Below are 14,411 nucleotides of genomic sequence, written 5' to 3' on the forward strand. Positions count from 1 at the left end.
CGTCGCTCAAGGGCCCCGCACGCCGCTCTCCGACGGGCGGGGCCCCGTCGTTTCCCGGCCATTCCATGTGCAGGTCACGAGCAGGTCTCGTCCTGGGTACTGACTCCAGCTCAACAATGTGGCTAACATCACGCCAGCGCGGCGATGTTGCCGCGGCGTTACGGAGGTGCGACGTGCTGCCAGAACGGGGACGAAACGGCCGAGTTGTCCATGAGGGCCGTGCAGCGCGCGTGCTGGGCATCCGTACCGCGTGGACCAGCGTCGGAGACGGCGAGTTCTTCTGCCCCGGCTGCGGGGGCGACCGCAACTACCAGCGGCTCACCGGACGCCGCCGCTTCACTCTGCTCGGCATGCCGGTGCTGCCGCGCGGCGACACCGGGCCGGTCGTCGAGTGCGCCGCCTGCCAGGGCCACTACGGCACCGACGTCCTCGACCACCCCACCACGAGCCGCTTCTCCGCGATGCTCCGCGACGCCGTCCACACGGTCGCCCTCGCGGTCCTCGCGGCTGGCGGCACCTGCGCCCGTACGTCCCTGGAGGCCGCCGCGGGCACCGTGCGCGCCGCCGGCTTCCAGGACTGCACGGAGGACCAGCTCGGCGCGCTCGTCGAGGCCCTGGCCGCCGACACCGGCCGCGTCTTCGGCGAACCCAGCGGCGCCGGCCTCGCCATAGAACTCCACGAGGCCCTCGACCCGCTCGCCCCCCACCTCGCCCCGGCGGGCCGCGAATCGATCCTGCTCCAGGGCGCCCGCATCGCCCTGGCCGACGGCCCCTACACCCCCGCCGAACGCGACGCCCTCGCCACCGTTGGCGCGGCCCTCACCATCTGCGCGGACGACGTGACCCGGCTGCTGGCGGCGGCGCGCACGCCGTCGTAGTCCCCGCCCGTACTCCCCAGGGAGTAATAGGGCCGCCCGACCACCCCCGGGCCGTTGTCGACTGTGCCAGGGGTCCCTTCTTCGTCAAAGCCATGCGCAACCGGCCGGGCGGTCGGCGAGAGTCCCTCATCCGGGAAAGGCGGATCAACGCCTACCTCGGGCACATCTCCCAGCACCTGCTGTGGGATGTGGAAGCCGAGGACTGGTTGGTCCTGGGCTTCGAAGTGGTCGACGGCCGGTCGTGCGACTTCGCGCCGGACTCGACTGACCTGGCGTTGGTGGTCGACGCGATCGGCGAGATCGGTCTGCTCTCCCTCCCGCAGATCGCCCGGGACTGGACCGAGACGCGGTGGGACAAGGTCGCCTCGGACAGCTCCGAGGCCGAACTGTTCCGGGGCGACTCGCTTCTCTGCACGGACATCAATCCGAGCAACTTCATCGTGGTGAAGCGTCGAGCGTGGGCCGTGGACTGGGCGTGGCCGACCCGAGGCGCGGGGTTCATCGATCCTGCCCTCCTGGTCATCCAGCTCGTTGCGGCCGGGCACACCCCCGGCGGTGCCGAGAAGTGGGCGGAGCGGTTGCCCGCATGGCGCCAGGCGGCTCCGCGTGCGCTCGATGCCTTCGCTGCCGCCAACCTGCGGATGTACCGGGCCGCCGTCGACCGGAAGCCCGACGTGGACTGGCTGAAGGCCATGGCCGACGCATGCCGGACGTGGGCCGACCACAGAGGCGTCACCAGGGAGTAGTTCGCGCGGGTCAACTGGGCCCGGACTGTGTTGCTGGGGGCTCCGTCATCCAGACCCCCGTTAGAGCAACCCCGCCGCCGCCAGGAACTTCCCGACCTGCTCCACCTCATCCGCCGACAATGACACCTGCGGCTCCGCCGTCGCCGCACACTCGATCACGCCCCGAAGCTGCAGCGCCGCCTTGAACGCCCCGAGGGCCGACGAACTGCCCCCCATCCGCGCCGGATCACCCACACCCACCAGCCCGAACAACACACACAGCCGTTCCTGCTCGGCCCGCGCAAGCGACCAGTCCCCGGCCCGGCACAGCGCGTCGAGACGGACATACCCGTGCGGGTCGACATTGGCGAGACCAGGCACCGCCCCGTCCGCCCCCAACGCCAGCGCCGAGTCGACGAAGAGCTCGGAACCGGTCAGCACGCTGAACCCCGTGATGTCGGGATGGACTCGCGCGCCGGTGACGACCGTACGGAAGCCGCCGAGGTCACCGCTGGAGTCCTTGAGGCCGGCCAGAACACCCTCCGCGGCGAGTTCGAGGACGAGGTCGGCGGGCAGCTTGGTGTGGACGGAGGCCGGGAGGTCGTAGGCCACCACGGGGACCGGCGACGCGGCGGCGACGAGACGGTAGTGGCGGGCGATCTCCGCCGGGTGGGTCCGCGTGTAGAACGGCGCGGTCACCACGACCGCATCCGCGCCCGCGTCCGTCACGGCGGCCACATGGTCCAGTACCCGCGGCGTCGTCATGTCGATCGCCCCGGCCAGCACCGGGAGTTGGCCCCCCACATGAGCCACGACCGCCTCGACGACATACCTGCGCTGCCGGTCCGTCAGATACGCCGCCTCCGAGGTCGAGCCGAGCAGGAACAGCCCGTGCACCCCGGCCCCGACCAGATGGTCGACGAGCCTGAGCAGTGAACGGACGTCCACCTCGCGGTCCGGTGTCATGGGCGTGCAGACGGGCGGTACGACACCGGTGAGCGGGGCGGGGAAGGTCATGAAGGCTCCATGGGGCGGCTTTGGCGAACGAGGTCGCCGGTGGTCAGGTCCTCCTCCACAGGATGGTGGCAGCGGTAGCGATGTCCTGGTGTCGACGCGGGTGAAAAGTCCGGCATCGCGGAGGCGCACACCTCGTCCGCCTTCCAGCAGCGGGTACGGAACGGGCACCCGCTCGGCGGACGCGTCGCCGACGGCACCGGACCGATCAGCGGGATCGGGTCGATGGGGTGCAACAGACCCGGCGTCGCCGAGAACAGCGCCCGGGTGTACGGGTGCCTCGCCCGGTCGGTGACCTGGGCGGCCGGGGTCTCCTCGACGATCCGGCCCAGGTACATGGTGATCACGCGGTCGCTCATCCGCCGTACCGTCTGGATGTCGTGGGACACGAACACCAGGGCCAGGCCCAGGCGTTCCTTCAGGTCCAGCAAGAGGTTCAGGATCTGGGCGCGGACCGAGACGTCCAGGGCGCTGGTCGGTTCGTCGGCCACCACCAGGTCGGGGTCCAGCGCCAACGCCCTCGCGATCGCCACTCGTTGGCGCTGGCCGCCGGAGAGCTGGCCCGGGAGGCCGTCCGCGAGCGCGCGCGGAAGGCCCACCAGCGACATCAACTCCCGTACCCGTTCCTCTCGTTGGCTCCGGTCGCCCCGGCCGTGCACATCCAGCGGGTCGCGCAGTATCCGGCGGATCGTCAGACGGCGGTTCAGCGCGGTCGACGGGTCCTGGAAGATCATGCCGATGCCGGTGCCCACGGCGGCCCGGCGTTCGCCGTCCGGCATCGACCACAGGTCGCGGCCCCGGAACGACACCGTGCCGGACGTCGGCCGCTGTACGCCCACCAACACCTTCGCCAGCGTGGACTTGCCGCAGCCCGACTCGCCGACCACGCCGACCGTCTCGCCGGGCGCGATGGCGAGATCGGCGCCGGTCAGGGCGTAGACCCGGTCGCGGCTGAACAGGCCGCCGCTGCGCGCCTTGTGGACGACATGGGCGTCCGACAACTCGACCAGCGCGCCGCTCATGACACCGTCTCGCTCTCCGTCGTCACCAGGTCGATCGCCGGGTGGTGGCAGGCCGCCGTGTGCGTGCGCGGGCCGACCAGGTCCGGTGCGGTCGTACGGCAGATGTCGCTCGCCAGCGGGCAGCGGTCGGCGAAGCGGCAGCCGGCCGGGAAGTCGGCGGGGGAGGGGACAACTCCCTTGATCTGGGTCATGCGTTCGGCCGCCGATTCGAGGGACAGTACGCTGCCGAGCAGGCCGCGCGTGTAGTGGTGGGCCGGCGACTCCACCAGGTCGGCGGTCACGCCCGTCTCCACGATCTGTCCGCCGTACATCACGACCACCTGGTCGGTGACGTCGGCGATGAGCGCCAGGTCGTGCGAGACGAGGACGAGTGCGAAGCCCAACTCCTCGCGCAGGCGCAGCAGTAGCTCTATGACCTGTGCCTGCACGGTGACGTCGAGGGCGGTGGTGGGTTCGTCGGCGACGATCAGCTTGGGGTCGCGGGACAACGCCATGGCGATCAGGACGCGTTGGCGCTGGCCGCCGGAGAGTTCGTGCGGGTAGCTGCGCAGGGTGCGTTCGGGGTCGAGGCCGACCATCGTCAGCAACTCGCCTGCTCCACGACGGCCTCCACGCCGTATGACCTGCTTGAGCTGCGCGCGGATCGTCATCGCCGGGTTCAGGGACGACAGCGCGTCCTGGTACACCATCGCCATCTCGTGGCCCAGCAGCTTGCGGCGGACCCGCATCGGTTCGCCCACCAACTGGCGCTGGTTGAAACGGACATGGCCGCGCACCCTCGCGCCCTTCGGTTCCAGGCCCATCACCGCGAGTGCCGTGAGTGACTTGCCGCAGCCCGACTCGCCCACCAGGCCCAGGACTTCACCCGCCTGTACCTCGAAGCTGATGCCGTCGACGATGTCCACGCCGTGGTGGCGGCCCTCGAAGCCGATGGCCAAGTTCTCGACCGCCAGGACCGGTTGACCGTCGGGGTCGGGCAACGGCCGTGCGCGGGACCGGAGTCGTCGCGCCGCCTCCGTCAGGCCGGGGAGCGGGAGGACCTCGCCGGTGCCGGGCTCCGGCGCGTCGAGCGGGTCCTCGTCGTGCCGTACGTCCACCTCGCGGGGCGCGGGGGCCGCCCAGGCGTCCGAGACTCCCTCGGACAGTATGTTCAGGGACAGTACGGTGATCAGCATCAGCAGGCCGGGGAAGACCGTCGCCCACCAACCCCCGGTCAGCACCATGTTCTTGCCGTCCGCGATGACACTGCCCCACGACGGGTCCGGGGGCCGTACGCCCGCGCCGATGAACGACAGCGACGCCTCGAAGACGATCGCCTCGGCTACCTGCACGGTGCAGAACACCAGGATCGGGGCAGCGCAGTTGACGGCCACGTGCCGGATCACGATGTGTGGGGTGCGGGCGCCGATCACCCGCTCGGCGATCACGTAGTCCTCGCCGTACTGGTCAAGTACGTTGGCCCGTACGACCCTTGCCACCGGCGGAGTGAACAGGAACGCGATCGCGCAGATCAGTACGGTGATCCCGCCGCCGAACACGGCGACCAGCACGGCCGCGAGCGCGATGCCGGGGAACGCCATCACCACGTCCAGGCAGCGCATCAGCGTCTCGTCGACACCCTTGCGGGCGGTCGCAGCGATCGCGCCGATCAGCGCGCCGACGACGAGGGCCAGCGCGGTCGCCCCGAGCCCGATCGCGAGGGACCAACGGGCGCCGTACATCAGCCTGCTGAGGATGTCCCGGCCCAGGCTGTCCTGGCCCATCCAGTGGTCGGCGGAGGGGTGCCCGGTGCCGTCGACGGGGAGTTGCTGGTCGAGCGGGTCGTCGGGCGCGAGGAGCGGCGCGAACAGCGCCACCAGGACGACGACCGCCAGGAAGCACACCGCGACCTTCGACGGCAGCGGCAGCCGGCGCCGGCCGCGCAGCCTGATGCCGGGCCGGGACAGGGTCTCGGCGAGGCCCTTGCGGGAGAACTGGGGGAACCGAGTGGACATCAGGAGGCATCCCTCAGGCGCGGGTTGACCAGCAGATAGAGGATGTCGATGACCAGGTTCACCACGACGAACCCGGTCGCCGTCGTGAGCACCACGCCCTGGACGACGGCCGGGTCGCCGTTCTGCACGGCGTCGATCATCAACTTGCCCATCCCGGGGAGGGAGAAGATGGTCTCGATGACGACCGCACCGCCGAGCAGGTATCCAACGCGCAGGCCCAGTACGGTCAGTGGGTTCATCAGCGCGTTGCGGAGCACGTTGCGGCCGACCACGACCCTCGGTGGCAGTCCGCTGCCGATCGCCGTCCGGACGTAGTCCTTGTCCAGCTCCTCGACCACCGACGTCCGTACGATGCGCGTGAGTTGGGCCGCCACCGGCAGCGACAGCGCGAGCGCCGGGAGCGCCATCGTCTTGAACCAGCCGGTGAGGGAGTCCGCCGGGTTGATGTAGCCGCCGGTCGGGAACCAGCCCCGGTCCACCGCCAGATACTGGATCATCAGCAGCGCCAGCCAGAAGCCCGGTGCCGCGACCCCGGTGAGCGACACGACCCGGATGATCTGGTCGGGCAGCCGGTCCCGGTAGATGGCCGCCGTCACCCCGCCGAGCAGCGACAGCACCACCGCGATCGCCAGCCCCAGGAAGGTGAGTTGGAGGGTGAGCGGCAGCGCGGTGGTGACCTGCTGGACGACCGGCGCCCGGGTCAGCGCGCTGGTGCCCAGGTCGCCGTGGAGGAGCGCGCCCACGAAATGGACGTAGCGGATGGGGAGGGGATCCAGCAGCCCGTTCCGCTCGCGGAAGTCGTGCAGTTGCCGCGGGGTCGGGTTGGCGCCCTGGAAGAACGCGGACGCCGGGTCGACGTCCGAGAAGCGCATCACCACGAACACGAACAGCACGATGCCGAGCATCAGCGGCACGAGCAGGACGACGCGGCGGGCCAGAATCCTGACGACGGTGACCATGGGCCAACTCCTGTGCGGCTAGACCCACTTGGCCTGGAGGACGTTTATGCCGGGGTAGGGCTGTGCCCTTATCCCCGTCAGCCTCTTGGGGTCCCAGGCGGTCATCAGCTCGTTGTGGACGACCGGGTAGAGCACGGCCTGTTCGGCGACGACGTCGATGTAGTCCTGGATCATCGTCTGCTTCTTCGCCGTGTCCGGCTCCCGCGTCGCCCGGTCCATGTCCTTGAAGAGCTGCTTGGCGACCGAGTTCCCGGCCCAACGGGCGTAGCCCATCCAGAGGTTCTGCGGGCCGTAGTTGTAGTGCATGATCAGGTCGGCGTCGAGGCCGAACTGGTTGGGGTTCGAGGCGGCGGCCACGATCTGGTAGTCCTGCTTCTGGTCCATCTTGGTGAAGACTGCCGTGGTCTCCTGCGGGGAGAGGGTGGTCTTCACGCCGATCGCGTCCCAGGACGCCTTGATGGTGGGCAGGCAGTCGACGATCCAACTCACGTTCACCGACATGAGGTTGACGCTCAGTCCGCTGACCCCGGCCGCCTTCAGCAGCGCCTTCGCCTTGTCGGGGTCGTAGCCGTAGACCGTCTTCGCGCGCCGGTAGGCCGGGTTGCCCTCGTTGAGGAAGGACGAGGACGGCTTCCCGTGCCCGCGCAGGGCGACTTGGACCATCTTGCCGGTGTCGATGGCGTAGTGGAGTGCCTGGCGTACGCGTACGTCGTCGAAGGGTTTGTGCTGGGTGTTGAACATCAGGAACAGGTTGTTCATCCCGGCCCCGCCCGCGACCGTCAGCCCGCCGCTCTGCAGGCGCTGGATGTTGGCGTAGGGGATGTTGTCGGCGATCTGCGCGCCCGCGCTCGACCCGGAGATCTTGGCGACGCGGGGTGCCGCGTCCACGATCGTCAGCCAGTTCATCGTCTTGAAGGCGGGCGGGCGCGGGCCGTTGTAGCCGGTGAACGCGGCGAAGGTGGTGTTGGACTTCGGGTGGTGCGCGGTCTGCCGGTACGGCCCGGAGCCGACCGCCCTGCCCTTGATCGCGTCGTCCCAGGCACCCGGCTGCGAGAAGATGTGCCTCGGCATGATCTTCGCGAGGGTGAGACGTGAAATCCCTTCCGGGAAGGGGAACTTGAGGACCAGCTCGACGTTCCGCGCGTCGATCTTCCGGGCCTCCTTCAGCCAGCTCACGAAGAAGCCCTGCGCGAGGGTCGTCGTCTTCGGGTCGAGGATGCGGTCGAAGACGAAGACGACGTCGTCGGCGGTGACGGGCTGCCCGTCGTGGAACGTGGCGCCCGCACGGAGCGTGAACTTCCACGAGGTGCCGCTCGTGTCCTTCGGCACGGCGGTCGCCAGTGCCGGGTAGGGCGCGCGGGTGATCGGATCGGTGTCGATCAGGCCCTCGTAGATGTGGTTGTTGCCGGCCATCGCGAACGCGGACGCGGTCTGCGTCGGGTCCCAGCTGCCGTCGTTGCCGTAGCCGATCACCGCGGTCAGGGTGCGGTTCCTGCCGGTGCCCCCGCCGCCGGTGTCGTTCGTCGACTGCGGCCCCGACGAACAGGCCGTCAGGGACGAGGAGATCGCCGCCGCCGCGCCCAGCGCGCCGGAGTACTTCAGGAACGCCCGGCGGTGCAGCGCGGGCACGTTCTGGGTCACGTCTTCGCGCACGGTTCCTCCAGGAGGTACGACGTCCTACGTCCTGCGGTCAGCGCGACCATAAGAGCGCCCGTGGGGGCGGTCAAGGCATCACACACGAATGGAGTAGCCGTCAGAGGTCGGACCAATGGCGGTTTGAAATGGCGGGAGTTGATGTCTTTCGGGGGCGCCCGAGCCTGGACATGGGACGTGGGACCTCTGGTGCGCGTACGATGCGGCGCATGTCCGGGGAGTCAAGGAACAGTCGGGTACAGCGCGAGGTCGTCCAGCTGATCCTCGACCGCAAGCTCCAGCCCGGTGCGCCCCTGCCCACCGAGGCCGAGCTGATGGAAGACCTCGGGATCAGCAGAAACTCCGTCCGCGAGGCCCTCAAGGCGCTCCAGGCCCTCGACATCGTGGAGATCAGACACGGCTACGGCACCTACGTGGGCCGGGCCTCGCTGACCCCCCTCGCCGACGGCCTCACCTTCCGCACCCTCACCCGGCACGAGGACGACGCGGACGCGCTGGCCGAGATCCTCCAGGTGCGCGAGGTGCTGGAGGAAGGCCTGATTCATCGGGTCTCCGCCATCCTCACCGAACCGGAGCTGGACCGCCTGGAAGTGGTGGTGAACCGGATGGAGGAGGCGGGCCGCTCCGGCCGGCCCTTCCCCGAACTCGACCGCGCATTCCACGAGTTGCTCTACGCCTCGCTCGGCAACGAACTCGTCCCGCAACTCCTCGGCGCCTTCTGGACGGTGTTCCACCGGGTCGCCGGAGCCCGCGGCTGGACCGACGACCCGACCCCCGACGTCACGGTCCGCCGCCACCGCGACATCGTGACCGCGCTGCGCGCCCGCGATGTCGAGGGCGCGCAGCGCGCGATGGCGGACCACTTCCGCGGCATCGAGGCGCGCGCGGCGCAGGAGTCGCGGGGAGTGGGCTGACGTACGGGTGGACCCTGAACTGTGGTCAGAGAGCGGTCAGTTGGGCCACGATGGACGCGCCGTCCAGCCACCCGTTCTCGCGGGAGATCTTGCCGTCCGTGAACTCGAAGACGTGCACCGTCCGGAAGGCGATCCGGCGGTTGTTGTCCGAGTAGTAGGTGTGGGTGCGCTCGGACTTCTCGGTGCGCAGGTCTGCACCAGCTGCTCGTAGCGCTCCTGCGCGGCGGAGATGCCGACCGCGGGGCCGCCCGGCCGGCCGACGGCGTCGTGCTCGATGTCCTCGGTGTGGACGGACACCGCCGACGCGGGGTCCCCGTGCTCCTCGGCGAAAACCTTCTCACTGCAAGAAGGTATTCGCCTGTCGGAAGGCCGCAGCCTGATCCGCGAGGGCCGAACGGTCACCATCGCGGAGGCGGCGGAGGCGGCCGATGTGTCCCTGGCCACGGCGTATCGTTCCTTCTCCAGCCCGCGGGAACTGCTCCAGGAGACCCAACTCCTCGTCCGTGCCCCCGACTTCACCGCCGATCTGCCCGCCGGCCCGGCCGAGCGCCTCGACACGCTGATCTCCCGCGTCGCCGAGCCGGGGATTCCCACCCGCAATCAGACCCGCCTCGGCTACACCCGCACCGCCCTCGAACCCCTCGCCGACACCCTCCCGCCCGAACTCCACCGCCCTCTGACCATGGCCGTCACCCTCGTGTACGGAGTGGAGGCGCTGATCGCGACCCGCGACGCCTGCGGACTCGACCCCGAGGAGGCGCGGGACGTGATGCGATGGGCGGCGAGCGCACTGCTGGAGAAGGCGGTGCGCGAGGCATCGGACGCGTGAGAGGTGAGTCGGATGACAGTGGCGTGGGACGAGCGGGACGCAGGTGTCCTACGGCTGCCGTCCGGCCGTCTGGTCAGGGGCCGCGGCCTGCGCCGGCCGCTCCCGGCCGAAGGCCCGGTCCCGACGTACGGCGTGTATCTGCTCGGCAGGCCGCCGCCCGAAGTCCCTTGGCAGGCACGGTGGTTGCGCTGGCCGGACTTCCGGCTGCCCGCCGACCGCGCCGAGGCGCGCACGGTCCTCACCGAGGTCTGGCAGCGGTCGCTCACCGAGCGCGTCGAACTCGCCTGCGGCGGCGGCCGGGGCCGCACCGGCACGGCACTCGCCTGCCTCGCGGTCCTCGACGGGGTACCGCCCGGGGAGGCGATTTCCTACGTCCGCGCCCACTACGACCGGCACGCGGTGGAGACGCCGTGGCAGCGGCGGTACGTACTGCGGTTCGGGGCGCCGTCAGGCCCGGCGGGCCCGGAAGCGTAGGCGGCGGCTCTGCGGTTCCAGGTCCACAGCCACGTCCGTGAAGCCGGCCCGCTCCAGCCCGCCCGGCGGACGGACGGGCCCTCGCCGCGTACGGCGGTCAAGTCGGCGCCGGCGCACGGACGTTGGCGCGGCTCTTCGTCGCGGAGACCGGCCTCGGCTTCGGCCAGTGGCGGGAACGGCTGCGGATGCAGGCCGCGTTGCCGTACCTGGTCGAGGGACTGCCGGTGGAGGCTGTGGCACGGCGGGTGGGGTACGCGTCGGCGAGCTCCTTCACGGCGGCGTTCCACCGCGTTGGTGGGGGTGACGCCGAGGCAGTACTTCCCGCGCTGACTGCATCCGGTCTCAGCCGCTGCTCCCGTCACGCGAGGGCCGCTGCCACCAACTCGGCGGTCTCGGCCACCAGTTGGTTGTCGTACGGTGCTTCGGGCAGCGTCGGCTTCGTGGTCAGGACCGCGAGGACGACCGGGTCACCGGCCTCCGTCCAGGCGATGCCGACGTCGTTGGCGGTGCCGTAGTCGCCGCTGCCCGTCTTGTCGGCGATCGTCCAGGTCGCGGGGAGCCCGGCGCGGAAACGGGCGGCGCTCGTCGTGTTGTTGAGCAGCCAGGCGGTGAGCCGGTCGCGGTCGGGACGGCGCAGGGCGTCGCCGAGGACCAGCCTGCCGTACAGGCCGGCGATCGCGCGGGGGCTGGTGGTGTCGGTGATCCGCTCCGGTTCGGCCGAGTTGAGTTCGGTCTCCCAGCGGTCGAGGCGGGTGACCGGGTCGCCGAGGGAGCGGGCGAAGCGGGTGATCGCGGTGGGGTCGCCGAGTTCGCGCAGGAGCAGGTTGCCGGCGCCGTTGTCGCTGTAACGGATCGCCACGTCGGCGAGCTGCTCGATCGTCATGCCGTCGGCGAGGTGCGCCCGCGTCTGGTCCGAACCGTCGACGAGATCGGCCTCCGTGTAGTGCACGACCCGGGAGAGGACCTCCCCGTGCCGGTCCAGATCGCGCAGGACGGCCGCGGCGGCGAGGGTCTTGAACACCGAGCACATCGGGAAGAGTTCGTCGGCACGGTGCACGACGGTCTTCCGCGTACCGAGGTGGTGCGCGAACACGCCTGCGCGGGCGGTGTGTTGCTCTTCGAGGGCGGCCAGACGCGCGGAGACGCCGGTGTCGGTGGATGCCGGCGCGGGGGTGGCGCCGGTGAGGAGGGCTGCGGTGGTGACGGCACCGGCGGCGAGGAGAGTACGGCGGCTGGTCGTAGCGGGCCTGGAGGACTGTTCGGAGCCTGAGATCACGCTCTCCTTTGTTCGGTCGGCGTCGACGATCGGTCGGTTTCCGTCGACGATCTCTCCAGTGACCGACGCGAGGGCTCATACCTTGGTTGCCCCGCCGTAGACCATCGGTCGATGCCGGGCCGGGGCCGGGCTCGGCACAGTGGGTGCATGGCGAACACCACGGGGATCAACAGGGCACAGTTCCTGGCGGGGGCGCTGGCCCTCGGGACAGCGGGCGCGTTACTGCCGTCGGGGCAGGCGACAGCGAAGGAGCAGACGGCGGGGAGCGGCCGACGCGGTCTGCGCCGCCACGGCGTCGTCTACACCGTCGTTGAGGGCGGCACCCCCGCCACCGCCTGGAGCCCGAGCCGGATGCGGGCCGACCTTTGCGCCATCCGCGACGAGTTGCACGCCGACACGGTCGAGGTCACCGGCGACGGCGTCGACCGCCTCACCGCCACCGCCGCCCGGGCCGCCGAACTCGGCCTGCACATCTGGCTCCAGCCCACCCTCGCCGACGTCCCGGAGCGGGACATCCTCGAACACCTCGCGGAGACCGGCCGGTTCGCGGAACGCCTGCGGCGGCAGGGCGCGCGCGTCGACTTCAGCGTCGGCTGCGAGTTCTGGCTGTTCGTACCCGGGATAGTGCCGGGCGCGACGGTCCTGGACCGCGTCGAGAACCTCCTGAACGGCACCTTCGACCCGGTCAAGATGCAGCGCAAGCTGGACGCCTTCACCAAGAAGGCGGCGGCGCTGGGCCGTTCGGTCTTCCACGGCAACCTCGGCTACGCCGCCGCCCAGGACGACGAGGTCGACTGGAACCTCTTCGACATCGTGGGCATCGACTACTACTCGTACTTCCGCCAACCCGCCGCCTATATACGGGAGTTGCGCCGCTACCAGCGCTGGGGCAGGCCCGTCGCCATCACCGAGTTCGGCACCTGCGCGTACAAGGGCGCAGAGAAGACTGCCGGCATGGGCTGGAACGTCGTGGACCACAGCAAGAGCCCGGAGGAGATCAAGGGCCACCTGATCCGCAGCGAACACACCCAAGCCGCCTATGTGGCCGCCCTGTTGGAGGTCTTCGAGTCGATGGGCCTGTACGGCGCGATGGCCTTCGAGTTCGTCACCCCGGACGCCCCGCACCGCGCCCACGACCCGCGACACGACCTCGACATGGCGAGCTACGCCCTCACCAGGACCGTCGAGGACCGTCCGTTCGACCCGACTTCACCGTGGCACTGGGAGCCGAAGGAGGCGTTTCGCGCGGTGGCGCGGCACTATCGGGCAGCTCGAGTGTCATGAGGATGCGATGTTTGCCGGGCCCGAGGTAGTCCTTCTGGACGTCTCCGGTCTGAGTGAACCCGAGATGTTCGTAGAGGGAGACGGCTCGGTCGTTGTCGGGGGCGACGGTGAGCCGGACCTCGTGCGCGTGCTCGGAGCGCAGTTGTCCGAGTGACTGCACCATCAGCCGACGCCCCAGTCCGTGGCCCCGCAGGCCCCGGGTGACACCGAGGCTGAGGATCCAACTGAGGCCGGCATCGGGCGGAGTCGCGATGAGATACCCGTACAGAAGGTGCCCGTCGTCCACCACCAGGAGATGGTCGCGGTACACGTCGAACAGCTGACGCAGGACGAAGAAGGGGTACGGCTCCATCGGGAACGCCTCCGCGTCGAGGCTGGCGAGTGCGGGAAGGTCGTTCTCGACGGCGGACCGGATACACAGCGGCATCCGGTCGGGATTGAGCGGCATCCGACCAGGATTTCCCGTCGTGCCAGGGCTGTTCAAGGGCCTGGGTCAATGCCTGGGAGCGTGTTGCCGCCATGCGCCCTCCATGCATCCGCGCCAGTCGCATGGCGGGAGAAAGGGGGTCCCGTGGATCGATGATGTTGATACGGTGGGGCATGCCTTCTGGATCACTGGAAGACCTTCCGCAGTTGAACGCGGACGTACCCTGGGACGAATTCAACCCAGCGGACTACATCAGTCACAACTACCGCAGCGTGTTTCCTGCCGATGCGGAGATCATCGCCATCGTCCGCGATCATTTCAGTGATCATTTTCGCCGGTTTCCGGGGCGCCAGGTCCGGGGCATCGATGTGGGTGCCGGAGCGAATCTCTATCCGGCCCTGGCGATGCTGCCCTGGTGCGAGGAGATCACTCTGCTCGACTGGTCGAAGCGGAATGTGGGCTATCTTCGGGACCAGTTGGACTCCTATGACGAGAACTGGGATGCGTTCTGGCGGAGTTTGTGCCGGAATGACGGATATGCCGCCTATCCCCATGATCCGCGGGAGAGGTTCAAGCAGATCGTCCGGGTCGAGCAGGGAGATCTCTTCCATCTGGCCGGGCGGGAGGGACGCTGGAATCTCGGCACCATGTTCTTCGTCGCCGAATCCATCTCCACCTCCGAAACCGAGTTCGAGCAGGCGATCAAGTGCTTTTTTCACCAGCTCGAGCCCGGGGCGCCGTTCGCCGCCGCTTTCATGGAGGAGTCCGAGGGGTATGAGGTGGGTGGCCTGCATTTCCCCGCGTACAGCGTGCGGAGAAGGCAGATCCGCCGCGTCCTCAGGAGGCACGCCAGGGGGCTGCGGACGACCTCGGTGGGGAAGCAGGCCAAGGTGCGCGACGGCTACAAATCGATGATCGTGGCCCGCGGATATCGGCGTACATAGATTTCCTGAGGGGGCAAA

General features: G+C 69.6%; 14 protein-coding genes and 1 pseudogene. 8 read left to right on the plus strand and 7 right to left on the minus strand.

Annotation, left to right across the window (positions count from 1 at the left end; genetic code table 11):
* Nucleotides 1-173: 173 nt before the first annotated feature.
* The gene (locus tag OH768_RS35025) at nucleotides 174-878 is read left to right on the plus strand and encodes a TerB family tellurite resistance protein (RefSeq protein ID WP_406459940.1); all 705 of its coding nucleotides are present in this window, start codon (nucleotides 174-176) and stop codon (nucleotides 876-878) included.
* Nucleotides 879-970: 92 nt separating this feature from the next.
* Nucleotides 971-1,624 carry a protein kinase gene (locus OH768_RS35030; protein WP_406459941.1) on the plus strand — a complete coding sequence of 218 codons (654 nt, stop codon included), beginning with the start codon at nucleotides 971-973 and terminating at the stop codon, nucleotides 1,622-1,624.
* A gap of 60 nt (nucleotides 1,625-1,684) precedes the next feature.
* Here OH768_RS35030 and OH768_RS35035 read toward each other — a convergent pair whose 3' ends face one another.
* The 5 genes from OH768_RS35035 to OH768_RS35055 are packed head-to-tail and all read right to left on the minus strand — an operon-like array spanning nucleotide 1,685 to nucleotide 8,245.
* Nucleotides 1,685-2,620, minus strand: a complete 936-nt coding sequence (locus tag OH768_RS35035; RefSeq protein WP_406459942.1) for a dihydrodipicolinate synthase family protein — start codon at nucleotides 2,618-2,620, stop codon at nucleotides 1,685-1,687.
* Nucleotides 2,617-3,639, minus strand: a complete 1,023-nt coding sequence (locus OH768_RS35040; protein ID WP_406459943.1) for an oligopeptide/dipeptide ABC transporter ATP-binding protein — start codon at nucleotides 3,637-3,639, stop codon at nucleotides 2,617-2,619. Before OH768_RS35040 ends, OH768_RS35035 begins: the two co-directional genes overlap by 4 nt.
* Nucleotides 3,636-5,633, minus strand: coding sequence for a dipeptide/oligopeptide/nickel ABC transporter permease/ATP-binding protein (locus OH768_RS35045; protein ID WP_406459944.1), 1,998 nt, complete (start codon nucleotides 5,631-5,633; stop codon nucleotides 3,636-3,638). The genes OH768_RS35040 and OH768_RS35045 overlap by 4 nt, the downstream gene beginning before the upstream one ends.
* Complete coding sequence (locus tag OH768_RS35050) at nucleotides 5,633-6,592, minus strand: ABC transporter permease (protein ID WP_406459945.1); 960 nt, start codon at nucleotides 6,590-6,592, stop codon at nucleotides 5,633-5,635. Before OH768_RS35050 ends, OH768_RS35045 begins: the two co-directional genes overlap by 1 nt.
* A gap of 18 nt (nucleotides 6,593-6,610) precedes the next feature.
* Nucleotides 6,611-8,245, minus strand: a complete 1,635-nt coding sequence (locus tag OH768_RS35055; RefSeq protein WP_406459946.1) for an ABC transporter substrate-binding protein — start codon at nucleotides 8,243-8,245, stop codon at nucleotides 6,611-6,613.
* A 200-nt stretch (nucleotides 8,246-8,445) separates the two neighbouring features.
* Here OH768_RS35055 and OH768_RS35060 point away from each other — a divergent pair, with 200 nt between their 5' ends.
* The 4 genes and pseudogenes from OH768_RS35060 to OH768_RS35075 form a co-directional block, all read left to right on the plus strand.
* Complete coding sequence (locus OH768_RS35060) at nucleotides 8,446-9,159, plus strand: FadR/GntR family transcriptional regulator (protein ID WP_406459947.1); 714 nt, start codon at nucleotides 8,446-8,448, stop codon at nucleotides 9,157-9,159.
* Nucleotides 9,160-9,388: 229 nt separating this feature from the next.
* A complete protein-coding gene (locus tag OH768_RS35065) occupies nucleotides 9,389-9,988 on the plus strand; it encodes a TetR/AcrR family transcriptional regulator (protein WP_406459948.1) in 600 nt (199 codons plus the stop codon).
* Between the two features lie 12 nt (nucleotides 9,989-10,000).
* Complete coding sequence (locus OH768_RS35070; protein ID WP_406459949.1) at nucleotides 10,001-10,462, plus strand: protein phosphatase; 462 nt, start codon at nucleotides 10,001-10,003, stop codon at nucleotides 10,460-10,462.
* Between the two features lie 62 nt (nucleotides 10,463-10,524).
* Nucleotides 10,525-10,792 (plus strand): annotated as a pseudogene (locus tag OH768_RS35075) (helix-turn-helix transcriptional regulator); the annotation flags it as partial.
* 28 nt (nucleotides 10,793-10,820) lie between these two features.
* Here OH768_RS35075 and bla read toward each other — a convergent pair.
* On the minus strand, nucleotides 10,821-11,738 hold the full coding sequence (gene bla / locus OH768_RS35080) for a class A beta-lactamase (protein WP_406459950.1): 918 nt from the start codon (nucleotides 11,736-11,738) through the stop codon (nucleotides 10,821-10,823).
* Between the two features lie 147 nt (nucleotides 11,739-11,885).
* Between bla and OH768_RS35085 the strand changes: the two genes are divergently transcribed.
* Complete coding sequence (locus OH768_RS35085; RefSeq protein ID WP_406459951.1) at nucleotides 11,886-13,022, plus strand: abortive phage infection protein; 1,137 nt, start codon at nucleotides 11,886-11,888, stop codon at nucleotides 13,020-13,022.
* On the opposite strand, the gene OH768_RS35090 is transcribed toward OH768_RS35085, so the two are convergent.
* Complete coding sequence (locus tag OH768_RS35090; protein WP_406459952.1) at nucleotides 12,910-13,470, minus strand: GNAT family N-acetyltransferase; 561 nt, start codon at nucleotides 13,468-13,470, stop codon at nucleotides 12,910-12,912. The genes OH768_RS35085 and OH768_RS35090 overlap by 113 nt on opposite strands.
* 185 nt (nucleotides 13,471-13,655) lie before the next feature.
* On the opposite strand from OH768_RS35090, the gene OH768_RS35095 reads away from it, so the two are divergent.
* Entirely contained in the window at nucleotides 13,656-14,393 is a 738-nt protein-coding gene (locus OH768_RS35095; protein WP_406459953.1) for an SCO2525 family SAM-dependent methyltransferase, read from the plus strand.
* The last annotated feature ends 18 nt before the right edge of the window (nucleotides 14,394-14,411 follow it).

It is taken from the genome of Streptomyces sp. NBC_01622 (genome assembly GCF_045209635.1).
GTDB lineage: Bacteria > Actinomycetota > Actinomycetes > Streptomycetales > Streptomycetaceae > Streptomyces.